Genomic DNA, 17,087 nt, shown 5'->3' with positions numbered 1-17,087 from the left:
AGCGCCGGACATAATAAGCTTTGAAGTAATTATATAAGATACTTTATACGGATGCCTATTTCATCTTTCCCGACACCCGGTATAACCTTATCCCGACACTTGGTATAACCTTATCCCGACATCTGGTATAACCTTATCCCAACATCTGGTATAACCTTATCCCGACACCAGGTATAACCTTATCCCGACACCCGGTATAACCTTATCCCGACATCTGGTATAACTTTATCCCGACACCAGGTATAACCTTATCCCGACACCTGGTATAACCTTATCCCGACACCTGGTATAACCTTATCCCGACACCTGGTATAAGCTTATCCCGACATCTGGTATAACCTTTCCCGATAACTGGTATAAGCTTATACCGACATTTAACAGGGGATAAAACGCGGAAGCGCAAAGCTGCAAAGGGAGTGAAGGGGTGGTTTTTAATTGGAGGTTGTATTAAATTTTATACTAAAACTGGCTATGTAGTAATCACCAGGACCATGTGATTATAATGAACGATATCGTGTGATAGTAATCACACGTCTGCGTGATTTGTAATTCATGCATAACTTAAAAAATGGCTTTGCAATCCGTATAAATAAATCAAAAGAAAAAGAATTAATCCCGAATTATGCATTAGAACTTCGTTGTGAGAATTTAAAGTACAATCAATCAAGAACTTGTTGAAATGAGGCATGGCATCGCTATGGTGAATGGAAACAAGTTAGCTTGTGACTTGATTGGCAGCAATTTTAATTCGTAATAGATTGCCTAATGCATTTTTCGGGTTTAAATGTGATTTAATCTTTATCGAGTAGAAGAACGGGATTACAAATCCCCAGAATGATGCGTTGTAATTGCAAATCCACAACGACCAAGGGTAATTCCTGATATTAGGTAAAACTTATTCCCAATACCGGGAAAAACTTATCTACGTCAGCGTGGATTTGTAATCCACGCTGAACTAAAGATTTGGATTTGTAATCCGTATTTAAAAAATGGCCAATTCAACGCGGAAATTATTGAAATGTTTAAATGCAATTTAATTTTTATCGAGTATAAGGACGGGATTACAAATCCCTAAACTGATGCGTTGTGGATTGCAAATCCACAACGACCAAGCGATCACCATTGTCGTAGTGAGATGCCCCGATTTCTCTTAAAACATAATCATAAGTTTTTCGACCAATAATAATAGTGTCAATAGTGGAAGTAAAGGCTGCGTAACCGTAATCTTCACCTTCTTTTTCAACTAATTTTAGAAAGCTAAGGTCATCGTTGGGTTTGGCAATATAGCCGTCTATACTGGTGGCTATGAATAATTTTAAATTTCCCGGTTCTACGTCAGCGTGGATTTGTAATCCACGCTGAACTAAAGATTTGGATTTGTAATCCGTATTTAAAAAATGGCCAATTCAACGCGGAAATTATTGAAATGTTTAAATGCAATTTAATTTTTATCGAGTATAAGGACGGGATTACAAATCCCTAAACTGATGCGTTGTGGATTGCAAATCCACAACGACCAAGCGATCACCATTGTCGTAGTGAGATGGCCCGATTTCTCTTACAACATAATCATAAGTTTTTCGACCAATAATAATAGTATCAATGGAGGCCGAAAAGGCTGCGTAACCGTAATCTTCACCTTCTTTTTCAACTAATTTTAGAAAGCTAAGGTCATCGTTGGGTTTGGCAATATAGCCGTCTATACTGGTGGCTATGAATAATTTTAAATTTCTCATTTTGATGCCTAAAAAATAAATCTATGAGATTAGTTTAATGCTTGTTATGTCCGGTGCTCACCCCTTTATCCCCTAAAAGGGGAAATACCCATCCCCACAATGATTAAATTTTGAGAAGATATCCTGTTATTCTGAAAATGTCAACCGTCGTAATACCTCTAAAGGTGTAATCAAAAACCGGTTAATGGTATCGTCAATTCCCATCACAAGGTCTTGCTGATTATAATGAGAAGGTGTTTTTCTTAAAAGCTTCACTATTGGTTATTTGCCGATACAAAAAATGACAAAATTTTGTAGGTAGTTATAAATGAGATGGTTAGGGTTTGTTGTTTGCCGGTGAGATGTAACAAAGTTGTAATACAGACCCGATGCAATTTTTGCAACAAGCCAATAATAATCCCATTCGGTTATTTCGATTTATTTTCCAGCTTTTGGAGGCATTCTCCAGTAACCAGCCTTCGGGAATTAACCCTTCAAAGAAGGGGAATAGTCGGTTTGAACGATAGGATTTTTCCGTTACAGGCATGGTAAAAGTCAGAAACCTGTCGGGAAATTTTTTCACATACTTTTTGTCGTAGGTGAATTCATACTCTCCATCGTCTGTTTCGACCAGTATTCCGGCCAAATCATTTTGATAATAGATTTTTGCTCGTCTCATGCTTCACCGCTTTGAGTTGAATCCTTAATACTGACGGGCCCCAGTTCATGGCCAAACATAGCCAATACCTGGTTGACTTTTTCCATGTTGAGATTGGTTTTTCCCTGTTCAATTTTTCGGATTACGGTAAGAGCTACACCTGCTCTTTCGGCAAACTCCTCCTGTGTGAGGTTCACTTCTTTTCTCCGCTGTTTAACGAATTCGGCTAAACGGTTCATTATATGTTTTTGGATATAGTTTAAGGGTGGGATAGGGATTCAACCTTTTGCTTTACCAAAACTTGAGAATACCTTTCCCAATACTTAACAGGGGATAAAAAAGCGGAGACAAAGGGCATAAGAGGTGGTTTTTTAAATTTATACTTACCAGTACCCTTGTTGGAGTAGATTGGAAAGCCATGCCGAAGGGGAAGAGAAGGGTTAGTGGTATATTGTATTAAGTTATTTAATCGTTTTATCAATTCTTGTTTTTATTGCAAAATGATTTATTTCATGGCAAACACGGCCTAAAAAAATTGCAGGGTTTATTTTATATTGATTTCCAAGTGAGATGATTCTGTCATCATTCAGAGGTAAGTAATTCTCTAAAATATCTTCCCAAACATTTGTGGGTATTAATGATTCTTGGGCATAACGGTCAGCTTCTCTTTCGTATTCATTAATGCTTTGTCCTTTTGTTAAATCCATAAATTCTTTTTTCTTATCATTTTTCATATGCAAATCTATATGCCCCAATTCATGCATTATTGTGAAGGCAAAGTTGTCGATTCTTTTGTGTCGTAATGTTAAGGCTATGGCGGGGTTTTCATACGACCAAAATGAAAAACCATCAATGGGTGTTTTTTCCAGTTTATCAATGAATAGCATTTTTATACCGTATTGATTCATTAAATTTTGTACTCGGTTGATGGTGTCAGAATTTTCGTAAAAGAGTTGGTTTAACTGTATGCGCAACTGTGGTAGGTTGTCAAAAGTGAATGTGTTTGCTTTTTGGTTTTTGGCCTCATATTGGGCTAATGAAGTCCAAGCAAGCATATTCTTGTTGTCAATTTTAAGTTTGTCTGATTTACGATAGTAGGCGTACTTTTCTTTTGAGAACAGGGTTACTAAGTCATCAACGGATTCAAAATTGTAAATTTTTTTAATAGTCTTTATGTCAGTTGATAAGTCGTCGGTTAAATAATTGTGTTTTTTTAAGTAACGAAGCGGGACGTATTTTTTTATAATATTCCAAATCTCGATATTTTTTATTTTCTCGATGTTTTTCTGCTTAACTCTGGCTTTATCAATTTCATATTGAGCTTGAAATTTCATCCAATAGTCGGCTGAAATACCTAAGGCTTTTTCTAGTAAGATTGCCATGTCGGCAGTAACAGGTCTTTTGCCTTTGATAATTTCATTTAAAAAAGAGGGTTTTACACCAAGTTCGTTTGCTAATTCCCTTTGATTTAAGTCGGGTCTGGCATCTATTTCATCCTTGATTAAGATACCCGGGTGAGTCGCCTGTGCCGGTATTAATATGTTTTCTTTTGTTTTCATTATTTTCGGTTTTACTTGTAATGATTGCTTAATTCAATGATTGAGCAAATGGTAATAGTATCAGGTTCATTCCCTTCTACAGAACTGATAAATTCTATTCGGTATTTTTTATCTACTCTGACCGATTCAAGGCCATTTTTGTCACCGGAAAGTTTTTCATAGTTCAAACTTTTAATAGGGAATAGTTCTTCAATGCTGTTAGCTACCCTTAATTTGTCGATGGTTTGTATATACTTTTTTATGACTCCCGGTTGAAACCGATACTTTTTATTTCGGGATTTTCCGTCTTCGTATAGTTCTTTTAAGTATTCTTTTTTAAATACAATTTTCATTTTTGTAAAAGTCGTAGTGCAAATATACGAATAATAAAGATTAAAAAATTCACTATTTAAGTGAATTTTGATGATTTCCCGGAGATGTAACTGATTTGATATGTGGGAAATAATTTAAAAATTTCTTTTTGGTTGTCAATTGAGCCCAATACCTAAAAAAATATTCCTGTTATAATGTGGTTAAAGCTCCGATAATCAAAGGGTTTAAAGAGATGGGGTTTCAAATTAAAGGAAATCGGCGGCTGAAATAGAATCTGTAAAATTACAGGTCGAAAAATCCCCTAACACTAAATTGAAAAGAAGTATCGTACCTCAGTCGTTCCTGACAGAACCGGATGACTCACTACATTTGCATTAGGAATTTTGGGTTCAGGAAATGTCTATTTGGGGGTGGCAAAAAGGGGGAGGGGTACAGGGTTATAATACCTTTTTGTGGTAAAATAAATTCCCGAGGTTCAATATCTTTTGTAAAAGAGGTTGTTTAGAAAAATGGAACAATCTCTATCAAATGATGTAGCCTCTTTTATTATATTCTTCCTGTTCCCTCATTCATTAATCTCAAATTGAAATTCCTCTTACCTTTTTGTCGTATAGGTCGTTAAACCATAATTGTTTAAACATTGTATTGGCGCGATCTTCGGAAAGTTTATTGTAAAATTCAAGTTTGGTATTGATGAAATTGAGTAACTCACTATCTATCTCTTCATTGAATTTTTCCTGAATATTTTCTTTCGTGTTATTAGGATTAAAGAAACTCATTAATTCTTCGTTTGAATAGATGTTATCTTTCATTTTTTCAAAATCCACACGGTCCTCCTCTGTTAAATCTAACCCAAAGGTGTCGTTCAACACTTTAATGATATTTGTTAACAAGTCGTATTCTTCTTCAGGTTTTCGACCTCCACCGCCGGGAGTCATGCCTTTCATTTCACCATCCCCAGAAACCAATTTTAAATCAGTGGTGTATTTGTGTTGAATTTTATAGCTGTGTAGTTCCACTTCGCCTAATACATCTAAAGGCATACTTGATTTGATGTAGGGAAGTTTCTTTATTAATGCCGTTAGGAAAACGTAGTACTTTTCTAATTCCACATCAGTGAAAGTAATGATACCCCTTAAAAAGCGATATAGCTTGACAAAAGACTTGGCATCGCCCTTAAAGCCTGCTTGTTGGTCGTCGTCCAATTCTTCCTCGTATCGGCGGCATACCTCATTTAAAATGGGTTGTAATTTTTCGTAGTTGTCACCTTTACGGAAAAATATATTAGCAAAAGCATCAATCTCTTTTTTATACAACAAATTGTAAGAGTCGATTTTGTTTTGGACATCATACAAGGCATTAGGGTCGGTTTGATGTTCTTCTTCCATGTAGTTTTTACCATAAAACCTTTGAAAATCCTCCAGAACCATTTCCGGGTCGTTTACAAAATCAAGCACCATTGTTGAGTCTTTCCCTACGGTAGTTCTATTTAAACGACTGAGGGTTTGTACCGTACTTGTACCACCCAATTTTTTATCGACAAACATAGTATGCAGTAAAGGTTCATCGAAACCAGTTTGAAATTTATCGGCTACAATTAATATGCGGTATTTGGGTAATTTCAGGGCTTCCGGAATACTTATTTTACCTTGTAGATTATTCATGTTAACCTCGGTATAATCTTCGCCTGTTTCATCGTCACGAACGGTACCCGAGAATGCCACCAAAGCGTTGTACGGTAATTTCATCTCGCGCATGATATCATCAAACTTGCGTTTGAATCTAACGGCATGCAAGCGAGAACGAGTAACCAACATTGCCCGTGCTTTGCCCTGTATTTCATTTTGGGTTTGAGACACAAAATGTTCTATCATTATTCGGGCTTTTTTCTCAATGGCATGGTCTTGTAAATCGACATACGAACTTAATAGCTGCACTGTTTTTTTCTTCTCGTATTCTTTATCGGGTATTTCGTTCCGCTTAACAATTTTAAAGTATCGTTTAAACGAAGTGTAGTTCTTTAATACATCAAGGATAAAACCCTCTTTAATCGCTTGCTCCATTGAATAAATATCAAAAGGCGCTTTTGAACCATCCTCCTGAACAGTCCCAAATAGTTCTATTGTTTTGGGTTTTGGCGTAGCGGTAAAGGCAAAAAAGGAGATATTTTTTTGAATACCTTTACTCTTTATTTCATCGGCAATAATTTCGTCTAAATCTTTATTTTTTGATTCCAGTTCTTCGGCAACTTCCAGGGAAAGGGATTTACGTAGATGTCCGGCAGCTTCGCCCGATTGCGAACTATGCGCCTCATCAATAATTACCGCATAATTTTTATTGGGCAGTTTGGTAATGGTGTCGGAAATAACAGGAAATTTTTGAAGTGTTGTTACGATGATACGTTTCCCTTCAAGAATTGCCTGTTTTAAATCCTGGGCAGATTTTTTCTCGTCAATATAAGCCACCACACCCGGGGTGTTGTCAAGTTGTCTTATGTTTTCCTGGATTTGAGAATTAAGCACTCTTCGGTCGGTAACCACAATGGTAGAATCAAATAGCGCTTTATTATCGGTGTAGTTTTGGTAAAAACCCGATAAACGATAAGCCAACCATGTGATACTATTTGATTTTCCAGAACCGGCAGAGTGCTGCCCTAAATATTTTCCACCTACGCCATCTTTACGAACCGCTTCTAACATACGGTGAACCACTCTACGTTGATGGAAACGAGGGAATAACAGTTTTGTCGATATTTTTTGCTTTAATGTTTTTGTTTTTTCATCGTAGTAGGTCTCCTTATCGGTTTGAACACTTATAAAGTTCTGAATTAAGTCCAATAAAGAATCTTTTCGCAAAACATCTTCCCACAGGTAAGAAGTGGCAAAACCATTGGCGTTACTGTTTTCCAGTCCTTGATTAAAAGGTAGGAAAACGGTGGAATCGCCTTTTAGCTGGGTGGTCATAAATACTTTTTCGGTACCTACCGCAAAATGAACCAAACAGCGTTTAAATTCCAGAAAAGCTTCTCCTTTCGGATTACGGTCTTTGATATACTGTTTTATGGCATTGTGGTGGGTCTGACCAGTAAGCGCATTTTTAAGCTCCATGGTAACCACCGGAATGCCATTGATAAAAAGCACAATATCAATTTTATGGTTGTTTTTGTTTGAGTATTGCAACTGGCGAACAATGGCAAAACGGTTTTTTTTGTACCATTCTTCGTGTTCCGGGGTTTTGTTATTGGCAGGTTTAAAATAAACCATATTCAGCAACTGGCCACGGTCTTTTACCTTGTTGTGAAAAACATGCAGCGTTTTGTTTTTATTCAGATTACGCGCAATATTGTTCACTATTTGCTTATCCACATTAGCACCGTATTGTTCTTTCAATGCCTTGTATTTTTCGTGCTGAGTATCTTTTACAAAAGCAATTATTTCGCTTGGAATTACGCACAACTCTTTACTATATTCCTGAGGCGATATCACATGATATTCTTTTACCTCATTTACCAAATAATTTTCGATATGTTCTTCAAAATGTATCTCTTTTGTTCCTGTAGCCATAATCGTCTGAACTTTTATTTGATATTGGGATTCCCCTGATTTTTTTGTTTATACTTCTTATTTACCAGCCGTTTAAATTGTAAACTTTTTGCTCCGAAATTGTCTTGAACTATGATTTCTCTTGATTGAATGAAAACTATGATTTTGGTTTCATTACCCGTTTGAATTGTAGCTTTGTGCTCCCAAAATTAATTAATAAGCCGATATCAATTTTGTAAGCTTCCAAATAATTAATTGCCTGAGCCAGGTGAACGTCTTCCAATTGTTTAACTGCTTTTATTTCGACCATTATTTTTCCCTCCACAAAAAAGTCAACCCGGCGCGTACCTATATCATAACCTTTATAGCTAAGGGGCATTTCCTTTTCGCGCTCGTGTTCCAGACCTTGTTTATGCAATTCGATGGATAGCGCTCTTTGGTATATCACTTCTTGAAATCCATTTCCTAATATGCGATGGACTTCCATGGCAGCACCAATAATTTTACCTGTCAGTTCAGAATATTTGTATTCTTTTTTAATCCTAGTATTCATGCTCAACATTTAAATCATAGTTCAAACATTTTTCAAAGGTTCAGACATTTTCCCACCCCCTTACATCTATTTTTCCGGTTACTGCTTCGGATATGAGGGATTGGCGATAGAGTTTGAGCTTTTCGATGGATAGCTCAAGTTTTTGAATTGTTTTAAATAGACTGCTTGTTTTATTATCTATATAGTTTGAAATTTCTTTTTGCTCTTTTTCAGGAGGGCAGAAAAGGAATGCTCCTTTAAGTATTTTATTCGTAATGCTAAATACTTTTACGCCTTTTACTTGTTTTCTAATTTGAGTTCTAAATGCTAATGAATCGAAAAAATATGCGAAGTACCGATAATGTATTGAGTTTTTTAATCTTGCAATTATTGTATGGTATCCTGCAAATGTTGGTAATTCTGAATTTAAATAAGTAAAATTACCTGACCCTTCTAAATCCTCTGAAGTGTCAGCAAAGACAAAGTCACCTTTTGATAATAAGGCATTTTCATTCGTTTGAAGAAAATCTTCAGTGACACATCCTAACTTATCTTTCTCAGGGTTCACTTCAAATCCATATTTAGAATGTATTTCGCCATAATTTACACAAGGTATACCCGTTTCACTAAGAGCTTCTTTTGTAATACTTAAACCTTTGGTAAAAGAAAAACAATGACGCATTTGAATCACGTCCCAATGCTCCGGTATTTCACCCAACCACTCAATGCCACTATCTTTCATAGGTACATTAGGATTTAAACCTTTGGTAACTGCCTCGTTAATGATGGCCTGGCGTTGCAGTTTAAGTTTTTCAATGAGTTGCTCTTTTTTCTCAATAAGGCTGTCTATTTGGGCGGTTTTGTGGTCGAGAAAGGAGGCGATGGTGGTTTGTTCTTCTTTTGAAGGTAATATAAAATAACAAGACCTTACATCTTCTTTATTTAATTTTGGTTGAGCTGAAGATGTTGCTTTGTTAAGTAATTGATTATGTAAATAATCAGAAATTAAAGAAATATATGCAAAATTATTATCTAACTTATTTTTAAATCTTAGAAGAAACATATTAGGTCCTAAAGATGCTTTCCCTTGAAAATTCTTAAATACCCATGCCAAACCAGCATAAGCACCAACATTTGCAAGTAAAACTTCTCCTCCGAAAAGTTCAGATTTGTTAAGGTAATTGTGTGAATGTTCGTTTAAATAAATGCCTTTGTTCTCAAAATTAGCTCTTAAATCAGTTAATCTAATTAGTCTTGAATATCCCTCATCTAAGTAGTCAACGTTTTTAGCTAAATCTCCAAAAGAACCGTTGGCAGTATAATCAGTGAGAGTATTAATTAAATACCTAAAATTTACGATTTGCCAATGCTCAGGGATTTCACCAATCCACTCAATTCCACTATCCTTATATTTTTCGTATTTCTTCATTGTCTTTCACTATGATAATTAATGATGAATAGAATACTATGATATTTTGAGTTCATAGTTTATGACAATAAATCGTTTAATAATTTACTAATATCTTGTTCTAATTCGGCAATTTCGGCTTTAATGGTTTCGGAGCTTTCCAAACCTTTATATTTATAGAAATACCTGGTAAAGTTGATTTCGTAGCCGATGCGTGTTTTGTCAAAATCAATCCAGGCATCAGGCACGTGTGGTTTTACTTCCTTTTCAAAGTATTCTTCAATATCGGCGGTTAAAGGCACATTTTCTTTATCGCGCTTTTTGGGGTCGGGTTTGGGTTCTCCTTTCTTATTGGTTACTATGTTGCCATTTTCATCTAACAGGGGCTGTTCAATGGTTAGTTGATAATAACCAAAGTGGTCGTTGTCGAATATTTTGCAATATTCGCCTTCTTCAAAATTGTTATAAATTTCAGCAATTTGGGCAATAAATTGTTCTTCAATGATGTTACGTTTGTTGCCCAAACTTTTTTTCATGGGGTTGGCAAAAATATATTCCACCTTTTTACTACCATTGGTTCCTTTTTCAATGTGGGCCGCTGCATTTATTAACTGTACCTTGCCTTTGCGTTCCGGTCTTTTTTTATTGGTAATAAACCAAATGTAGGTGTTGATACCTGTGTTATAGAACAGGTCCTTGGGTAATGCTATAATACATTCCAGCCAGTCATTTTCGATTATCCATTTTCGGATTTCGCTTTCGCCACTACCGGCATCACCGGTAAATAGGGGAGAGCCATTGGTGACTACGCCAATACGGCTACCATCACGCTCCATTTTAGAAATCATGTGTTGCAAAAATAACAACTGCCCATCGCTGGTACGTGGCAAACCGGCATAAAAACGCCCTGCTGGGTTTAAGGCTTCGTTTTGAATGAATTTTTGGTCTTTCTTCCAGCTAACCCCGTAAGGTGGATTTGCCATCATATAATGGAAATGCTTTCCGACAAACTGGTCTTCTGAAAAAGAATTACCGTGTTTAATATTATTGGCATCTTCTCCCGTAATTAATGCCTCTGATTTGGCAATGGCAAACGATTGTTCGTTTATTTCCTGTCCGTAGGTTTTAATGGTTGGCTTGTTGGGACTATCGGCAAGCAATACTTCTTTAATGTATTTTTTGCCCAGGTTTAACATACCACCCGTACCACAGGCAGGGTCGTAAATGGTTCGGATAATACCGGGCTGACTTAGTTCTTCTTTTTCGGGTGCGAAAATAATGGCATTCATCAAGGCAATAACATCACGGGGGGTAAAGTGTTCTCCTGCTGTTTCGTTGCTTTGCTCATTTGAGATTCTGATTAATTCCTCAAAAATGTAACCCATGCCGTGGTTGTCAATTTTATCGGTATTCAGGTTCACCTTACAGATGGCATCAATCATTTCGTAAAGCAACTTATTTTTAATCAGGCGAGCTACGATTTTATCGAACTGAAAATGGTCCAGTATTTCACGTACATCCGGGTTAAAACCATTCAGGTAATTATTGAAGTTAATCTCAATATTTTGAGGGTCGTCTTTTAGTGATATTAAAGTATGCTTTGAGGTGTTGTAGAACTTTAATCCTCCGGCAGCCTTGCGAAGGATGGGGTCGAGTTTATCTTCTGCTACTTTATCGTGAAAGTCATTGTAAGCTTTACGAACCTTTTCGTTAACAGCTTCTAAAATACAATCCAGGCGTCTGATAACCACAAAAGGTAACAGCACATCGCCTATTTCATTTTTCTTAAAGGCATTCCAAAGAACATCATTGGTAATTTGCCAAATAAATCCTACTTCTACTTTGCTGTTATTGTTATTGACTTCGTTGCTCATATTTTGATTCGATTTCTGTTGTTTCGTTGATAATGCAAATATAGTTTTATGTGTGCGGTGGTGGTGCGTAGGTTAAAATTTTAAAATTCCAGAAATGTAATCTCCTTTAATTTGTTCTGAATCTTTCCCACCTAAGGCATTTTATTAGCCTGAATATCTTCAATTAATTTATTACTCACTTTACTATTTTCATCCTTTAAGTGACTTGAAAGTTGAATTTCACGTCCTTTTGTTATTTTTTCACCTTTACTGTTGAAATGATTTATCGAATCACCTGTGTAAATACGAAAATAGTTTGTCCAAATAGTTCTATCGTGCTCCGAAAATGATTTTTGTCCTCTTACAACTTACTTCTAAAAATCTTACATCTAAACATCTAAACCGTTATGCCGCCCATTCCAGAACCGGTTGGCTCACTGAATAATGTTTATAGATTGTCCTGTAAAATGTAACTATACCGATGGTTTTCAGCTATTTGCCGATACAAAAGTTCTTAAAGATGTTTCCAAGTACCTCGTCTGTAGTGATTTGACCGGTGATTTCACCCAGGTAGTGTAGAACTTCCCGGATATCCTGGGCGATAAAGTCGCCCGAAATGCCATTAATAAGGCCCTCACGGGTGCGGATGATACCTTCCCGGGCTTTTTTGAGGGCTTCGTAGTGACGGGCGTTGGAAACCACGACCTGGTTATTGTCGATGGCGTTTGTATCGACGGTTTGTAACAAATGACGGATTAGGCTCTCAAGGTTAGATTTGTGTTTAGCAGAAACGGGAATGATGGCGTCTGCTCCTGTTGATTTTCGAAATGCTTCTTCAGAAAACCTTTTTTGCAGGGTTTGAGGGTCCACCAAGTCGGTTTTATTAATGATCACAATGAGCTTTTGGTGGTTGGGATTCATGTGGCTTTTGACATCGGAAACGGTAAGATGAATGTTTTGGTCATTATCCTGAACATCCATCATCAACAAAACCACCGAAGCTTGTTTAATTTTGTTGTAAGTAAGAGAAATACCAATATTTTCCACTTTATCGTGCGTTGCCCTGATACCGGCGGTATCGATAAAACGGAAGGTGAGTCCATTGATGTTCATCACATCTTCGATGGCGTCACGCGTGGTTCCCGGCACATCAGAAACAATGGCGCGATCTTCGTTGAGCAAAGCATTCAGAAGGGTTGATTTGCCGGCATTGGCAGGCCCCACGATAGCGACGGGAATGCCGTTTTTTATGGCATTACCAAGTGAAAAGGAACTGATCAGTTTCTTGAGTTCAGAGTCTATTTGATTGACCAAATCGATCAGCTGTTTTCGGTCTGCAAATTCCACATCTTCTTCGCTGAAATCAAGTTCCAGTTCGATTAGTGAAGTAAATTCCAACAACTTGCTTCTTAAATTGACCAATTCGTTAGAAAAGCCTCCTTTCATTTGCTGAAGGGCGACTCTTCGGGCCGATTCGCTACGAGCGGCAATAAGGTCAGCCACTGCCTCGGCCTGACTCAGATCCATTTTCCCGTTGAGGAAGGCGCGTTGCGTAAATTCTCCGGGTTTGGCCATTCTGGCACCGTTGTCAATGAGAAGATTAAGCATTCTCTGTTGAATGTATACAGCACCATGACAGGAAATCTCAATGATGTCGTCGCCCGTAAAAGAATGGGGTGCACGAAAAATGGCGACAACCACTTCATCAATGTCGTTGATGCCGTCGGATATGGTACCGTAAAGTAAGGTTTGAGCCGGCTGATCACTTATTATTTTGTGTTTGGAGGCCGGGCGGAACACTTTTTCGGCGATGCTAAATGCTTCCGGACCGGCAAGTCTGATAACCGCAATGGCACCGGCTCCGGGCGCAGTGGAAATGGCACATATGGTATCCTGGAGTATCATCTACAAATTTTTTTTTGCAAAGGTACTCATAAAAATATGGCCTGATAAAATAGACATCAATTCTTTTTATCATGGTTTTAGCCGAAGCATGGTCTTAAGGCATCCTACTTTTCTTTATAAATATCTCCTTCTTCCAGGTAACCTTCCGAAACCACCGTTAACTTGATGTTTTGACGATTAACGACCTGAGAGGAGAGAAGAACGGCGGGCACCAGCTTAAATCCGTTATTAACCGTTACATTGGTGTTGATAGGTTCATCCTCTGCGAGTTTCATGGCCATATTTACCGCAGTAGATACTAAAGCATCAATGGGTTTAAATATGGTGATGGTTTGATCGCCCGCTACTATGTTGCGTATGGCTTCCAGCTCGGCATCCTGACCAGCCACCAATACTTTTTTCGTCAGGTTGTGTTGCCTGAGGGCTTGAATGGCACCCGCTGCCAGGTCGTCGTTTCCGGCAATAATCACATCCAGTGGTGTATTGGTTTTGGACAAGAAGCTATCCATTATAGAAAAGGCATCTTTGGCATTCCACTCTTTTACATATTCATCTAAAACAAGGTTGATATCTCCCTTTTCGATCAGTGGCTGAAGCACGTTCATCCATCCAAGATGCAGGAGGGTAGCATTATAATCTTTTGTGGAACCACCCAGAAGCGCATAATTGCCGGAAGGTGCCATTCTCGACAGATAGGACGCTTGTTGTTCCCCAATATGAATATTGTCGGTCGAGACATAATAGTCTACGTTGCAGTCGCGGATCATCCGGTCGTATGAAATAACCGGGACATCATTTTTATGGGCCATTTTAACGATATCCCGTGAGGCATGAAGGTCAACAGGAATAACCACCAAAACATCCACTCCGTCATAAAGCAGCTGGGTGGCTTGGTCAATTTGTGTTGGTGAATCGCCATTGGCAACACGTACCAGAGGAATACCATCCATTTTCTCTACTTGTTCTTCGAAAAGTTCTTTGTCTTTTTCCCAACGGTCCAGACTTATTGTATCCATCAAGAAGCCTATTTTCGGCTTGTTGTTACATCCGGCAATTATTGCCAGAAAAAATATTCCGGTTAATAATCTAAATGCCTTCATATGACTAATTTTTAGTTGGTAAATGCTATTAATTTACAACTATTAGAGGCCGACGTAAAGTGTTTTATATTAGTTTTTCCTTAAACAGGTTGGGGATGCCGGTTATTTTGGGTTGTATTATGTGCCAAATCTTTTGTAGTTTTGGTTGTTTTTGAATAACAGGTTTGAGCGGGGCTTGCATTTTAGGTTCTGTAGAACAGGATCTTAAGGTATGCATTCCCGGTTTGATCTGACATCAAAAAAAGAATTTCATGAAGGTAGATTTATCCAAATATGATAACAGTTGGTATCATCCCGGCCGACACATGATTGTAAGGGGGGCGTGGTACATTGTGAATGGGCTGTTTTTCCTAAATCCGTTTTTTCCGTTTTCCGGGTTAAAAAGAAGGATGCTTCGTTTTTTTGGGGCAAAGATTGGTAAGGGGGTGGTAATAAAACCTCGGGTCAATATCAAATATCCTTGGAGGCTGACAGTGGGCGATTATACCTGGTTAGGAGAGGAGGTATGGATCGATAATTTGGCACAGGTGAATATCGGAGCTCATTGCTGTTTGTCGCAGGGTGCCATGATTTTATGCGGCAATCATGATTTTTCGAAGACGACTTTTGATCTGATGGTTGGCCCTATAGTACTGGAGGATGGTGTCTGGATTGGGGCCAAGTCAATCGTTACAGGCAAAACAACCTGTTTGTCACATTCGGTATTGGCAGTGAATAGTGTTGCCGGTGGAAAATTAGAGGCTTATGGCGTTTATCGCGGCAATCCGGCCGAAAAAGTAAAACAAAGAGAGATTAAAAATAAGGGCAAGCATTAAAAAGTGAGTAGGGAGCAACGGGTTAAGGATCGTCATTGAAAATAATCATAATAAACGTTTCGCAATGAAGTGCGGAATGCCAGGTAAAAATAGTTGCCTTTTACGGTTTCCAGATCATTGGACATTTTACGATAGCGCAAACCTACAGTGACATTCATGTTATTTTTGGGATTGATCAGATAAATAACATTCATTTGGGCCTGGGTGAGCTTTGACTTTAATCCCTGACCAATAAAATGACCATAGTCATCCGGTCGAGTAACATTGGGCTTATGGATATTACCACCATAGCTAATGTCATCGGTGGTGTCCAAACCTTTGGTGGCCAGTTGTAGTTTGGTTTCAAAATTCCACCGTTTGTGCCGATACCTTAAAAATGAGACACTCTCACGAAAGTTGGCCCCCAAAGGATGCGCCAGTTCTTGATAAAAATGCCCATAATTGGTGATGGGTTGGTAATGCGAATAGGTATACGGACGAACCTGGCTGTATTCCGAGATGAAATCCAAATTGTTGATTCCAAAAATATTGAATGTCTTTGTGCCCACAAGAAATCCTTGCTTATTGGCCCACCATTTATTGCCGGAAAAGACTTCATCAAATTTGAATTCTCCCAAAACAAATTGTCCGTAAAGTGCAGCATCCTTCCAGAGGATATATTTCATGCTGATTCCCATGGTCATGTTGTCGGGTGAGCCCAGATTATACTCTACCGGTCGCAAAACAACTAATGGTGTAACATAGTTGACATCAATACCTCGATAACCAATAGTGTCTTCGGCTGCCCAAATCACACTTTCAAAAAGTCCCAGATTAAATCGTTTCCCGATATTCCAGCTGAGATAGTGAAAAGCTCCGTATTTACTTTCAAAACGAGGATCTCCCAAGGTTTCATCTCTTTCGAAATGTTTCAGCTCGCTAATCATCAGCATGTATTTGGCACGAAGAAATGTGGCGGTCATTTTTAGATAGGGATAACTATATGCATTATCCGACAAAAAAAGTGAACGATAGCCTTCTCCAATAAAATGTTTTCCAAAACCCATTTGAAAATTAAACCAGCGCCCTGCGTTATAGGAAAGATAACCGGTTGATTGAGAAAAATCATGGGCATCATCTCCAAAATCCTTATGTCGTCCCTGACCCGGAATAACGTCTCTTTGGTCGATAAACGCATCGATGTATTCCGGGAAGGTGGCCTGATTTTCTAATAAATCGACATAAAAAGCCACATTTTTACCCAACGTACCTTCAATCATGGCACCACGGGTGTTGACGTACCAATTTTTGTTGGCCTGATTATCCTTGCCGACCTCAAAATTAAAAAGAGGACTAACAGTTACAGAAACATCGTTGTCATTCCATTTCAACAGATCGTTAGAGAAGAAACGACCAACGATATTCTGATTTGGTCGGGGGAGGGGAAGGCCTCTTTGAATCAGGGAATCCACGTTGTAATAGTTCGCAACTTCATCCAGTCGCATGGGGCCTATGGCGGTATGCAAGTTTTGTCCCGGGCGGTTGCTGATCCGATCGATGGGATTTAATGCATGATGGTTCCAATGACTATAAAGCTGCCCTGTGGCAAGGGGGCTGGCAAAGATGGAAATTACTATCAACAAACATCGGAAACACATTCTTCTCTTTTTTTCAAAGTCTAAAAATTAATGGCCATAAGCAAACAAGGA

Annotated in this window: 13 protein-coding genes; 1 reads left to right on the top strand and 12 read right to left on the bottom strand. The window is 38.1% G+C overall.

The features are described 5' to 3' along the window. Window positions 1–1,469: 1,469 nt before the first annotated feature. The 11 genes from ACT29H_RS09650 to ACT29H_RS09600 form a co-directional block, all read right to left on the bottom strand. Complete coding sequence (locus tag ACT29H_RS09650) at window positions 1,470–1,736, bottom strand: dihydrofolate reductase family protein (RefSeq protein WP_444821416.1); 267 nt, start codon at window positions 1,734–1,736, stop codon at window positions 1,470–1,472. 316 nt (window positions 1,737–2,052) lie between these two features. After that, window positions 2,053–2,394 (bottom strand): HipA N-terminal domain-containing protein, encoded by a 342-nt coding sequence (locus ACT29H_RS09645; RefSeq protein WP_444821415.1) that lies wholly within the window; start codon window positions 2,392–2,394, stop codon window positions 2,053–2,055. Further along, on the bottom strand, window positions 2,391–2,612 hold the full coding sequence (locus ACT29H_RS09640) for a type II toxin-antitoxin system Y4mF family antitoxin (protein WP_444821414.1): 222 nt from the start codon (window positions 2,610–2,612) through the stop codon (window positions 2,391–2,393). The genes ACT29H_RS09645 and ACT29H_RS09640 overlap by 4 nt, the downstream gene beginning before the upstream one ends. 222 nt (window positions 2,613–2,834) lie before the next feature. Next, window positions 2,835–3,932: a HigA family addiction module antitoxin gene (locus tag ACT29H_RS09635; protein ID WP_444821413.1), complete on the bottom strand. Its 1,098-nt coding sequence runs from the start codon at window positions 3,930–3,932 to the stop codon at window positions 2,835–2,837. 11 nt (window positions 3,933–3,943) lie between these two features. Beyond that, window positions 3,944–4,264 (bottom strand): type II toxin-antitoxin system RelE/ParE family toxin, encoded by a 321-nt coding sequence (locus ACT29H_RS09630; protein ID WP_444821412.1) that lies wholly within the window; start codon window positions 4,262–4,264, stop codon window positions 3,944–3,946. Window positions 4,265–4,822: 558 nt separating this feature from the next. Beyond that, window positions 4,823–7,807, bottom strand: coding sequence for a type I restriction endonuclease subunit R (locus ACT29H_RS09625; RefSeq protein ID WP_444821411.1), 2,985 nt, complete (start codon window positions 7,805–7,807; stop codon window positions 4,823–4,825). Between the two features lie 136 nt (window positions 7,808–7,943). Next, window positions 7,944–8,339, bottom strand: a complete 396-nt coding sequence (locus ACT29H_RS09620; RefSeq protein ID WP_444821410.1) for a GxxExxY protein — start codon at window positions 8,337–8,339, stop codon at window positions 7,944–7,946. Between the two features lie 40 nt (window positions 8,340–8,379). Beyond that, window positions 8,380–9,747: a restriction endonuclease subunit S gene (locus tag ACT29H_RS09615; RefSeq protein WP_444821409.1), complete on the bottom strand. Its 1,368-nt coding sequence runs from the start codon at window positions 9,745–9,747 to the stop codon at window positions 8,380–8,382. Between the two features lie 59 nt (window positions 9,748–9,806). Then, window positions 9,807–11,600: a type I restriction-modification system subunit M gene (locus ACT29H_RS09610; protein WP_444821408.1), complete on the bottom strand. Its 1,794-nt coding sequence runs from the start codon at window positions 11,598–11,600 to the stop codon at window positions 9,807–9,809. A 471-nt stretch (window positions 11,601–12,071) separates the two neighbouring features. Next, entirely contained in the window at window positions 12,072–13,484 is a 1,413-nt protein-coding gene (gene mnmE, locus ACT29H_RS09605; protein WP_444821407.1) for a tRNA uridine-5-carboxymethylaminomethyl(34) synthesis GTPase MnmE, read from the bottom strand. Window positions 13,485–13,588: 104 nt separating this feature from the next. Beyond that, complete coding sequence (locus tag ACT29H_RS09600; RefSeq protein WP_444821406.1) at window positions 13,589–14,584, bottom strand: D-xylose ABC transporter substrate-binding protein; 996 nt, start codon at window positions 14,582–14,584, stop codon at window positions 13,589–13,591. A gap of 251 nt (window positions 14,585–14,835) precedes the next feature. On the opposite strand from ACT29H_RS09600, the gene ACT29H_RS09595 reads away from it, so the two are divergent. Beyond that, window positions 14,836–15,399, top strand: coding sequence for a WcaF family extracellular polysaccharide biosynthesis acetyltransferase (locus ACT29H_RS09595; protein WP_444821405.1), 564 nt, complete (start codon window positions 14,836–14,838; stop codon window positions 15,397–15,399). Between the two features lie 32 nt (window positions 15,400–15,431). On the opposite strand, the gene ACT29H_RS09590 is transcribed toward ACT29H_RS09595, so the two are convergent. Next, complete coding sequence (locus ACT29H_RS09590; protein ID WP_444821404.1) at window positions 15,432–17,036, bottom strand: hypothetical protein; 1,605 nt, start codon at window positions 17,034–17,036, stop codon at window positions 15,432–15,434. Between the last annotated feature and the right edge of the window lie 51 nt (window positions 17,037–17,087).

Origin of the sequence: Thermophagus sp. OGC60D27 (genome assembly GCF_052400625.1) — a bacterium.
GTDB lineage: Bacteria > Bacteroidota > Bacteroidia > Bacteroidales > Marinilabiliaceae > Thermophagus.
This window is presented reverse-complemented; position numbering and strand designations above follow the sequence as displayed.

Excerpts from the sequence above, each read along its gene's own strand:
- ACT29H_RS09645 (WP_444821415.1), bottom strand. The coding sequence starts at position 2,394 with ATGAGACGAGCAAAAATCTATTATCAAAATGATTTGGCCGGAATACTG.
- ACT29H_RS09620 (WP_444821410.1), bottom strand. The coding sequence starts at position 8,339 with ATGAATACTAGGATTAAAAAAGAATACAAATATTCTGAACTGACAGGT.
- ACT29H_RS09635 (WP_444821413.1), bottom strand. The coding sequence starts at position 3,932 with ATGAAAACAAAAGAAAACATATTAATACCGGCACAGGCGACTCACCCG.
- ACT29H_RS09625 (WP_444821411.1), bottom strand. The coding sequence starts at position 7,807 with ATGGCTACAGGAACAAAAGAGATACATTTTGAAGAACATATCGAAAAT.
- ACT29H_RS09650 (WP_444821416.1), bottom strand. The coding sequence starts at position 1,736 with ATGAGAAATTTAAAATTATTCATAGCCACCAGTATAGACGGCTATATT.
- ACT29H_RS09610 (WP_444821408.1), bottom strand. The coding sequence starts at position 11,600 with ATGAGCAACGAAGTCAATAACAATAACAGCAAAGTAGAAGTAGGATTT.
- mnmE (WP_444821407.1), bottom strand. The coding sequence starts at position 13,484 with ATGATACTCCAGGATACCATATGTGCCATTTCCACTGCGCCCGGAGCC.
- ACT29H_RS09590 (WP_444821404.1), bottom strand. The coding sequence starts at position 17,036 with ATGTGTTTCCGATGTTTGTTGATAGTAATTTCCATCTTTGCCAGCCCC.
- ACT29H_RS09640 (WP_444821414.1), bottom strand. The coding sequence starts at position 2,612 with ATGAACCGTTTAGCCGAATTCGTTAAACAGCGGAGAAAAGAAGTGAAC.
- ACT29H_RS09600 (WP_444821406.1), bottom strand. The coding sequence starts at position 14,584 with ATGAAGGCATTTAGATTATTAACCGGAATATTTTTTCTGGCAATAATT.
- ACT29H_RS09630 (WP_444821412.1), bottom strand. The coding sequence starts at position 4,264 with ATGAAAATTGTATTTAAAAAAGAATACTTAAAAGAACTATACGAAGAC.
- ACT29H_RS09615 (WP_444821409.1), bottom strand. The coding sequence starts at position 9,747 with ATGAAGAAATACGAAAAATATAAGGATAGTGGAATTGAGTGGATTGGT.
- ACT29H_RS09595 (WP_444821405.1), top strand. The coding sequence starts at position 14,836 with ATGAAGGTAGATTTATCCAAATATGATAACAGTTGGTATCATCCCGGC.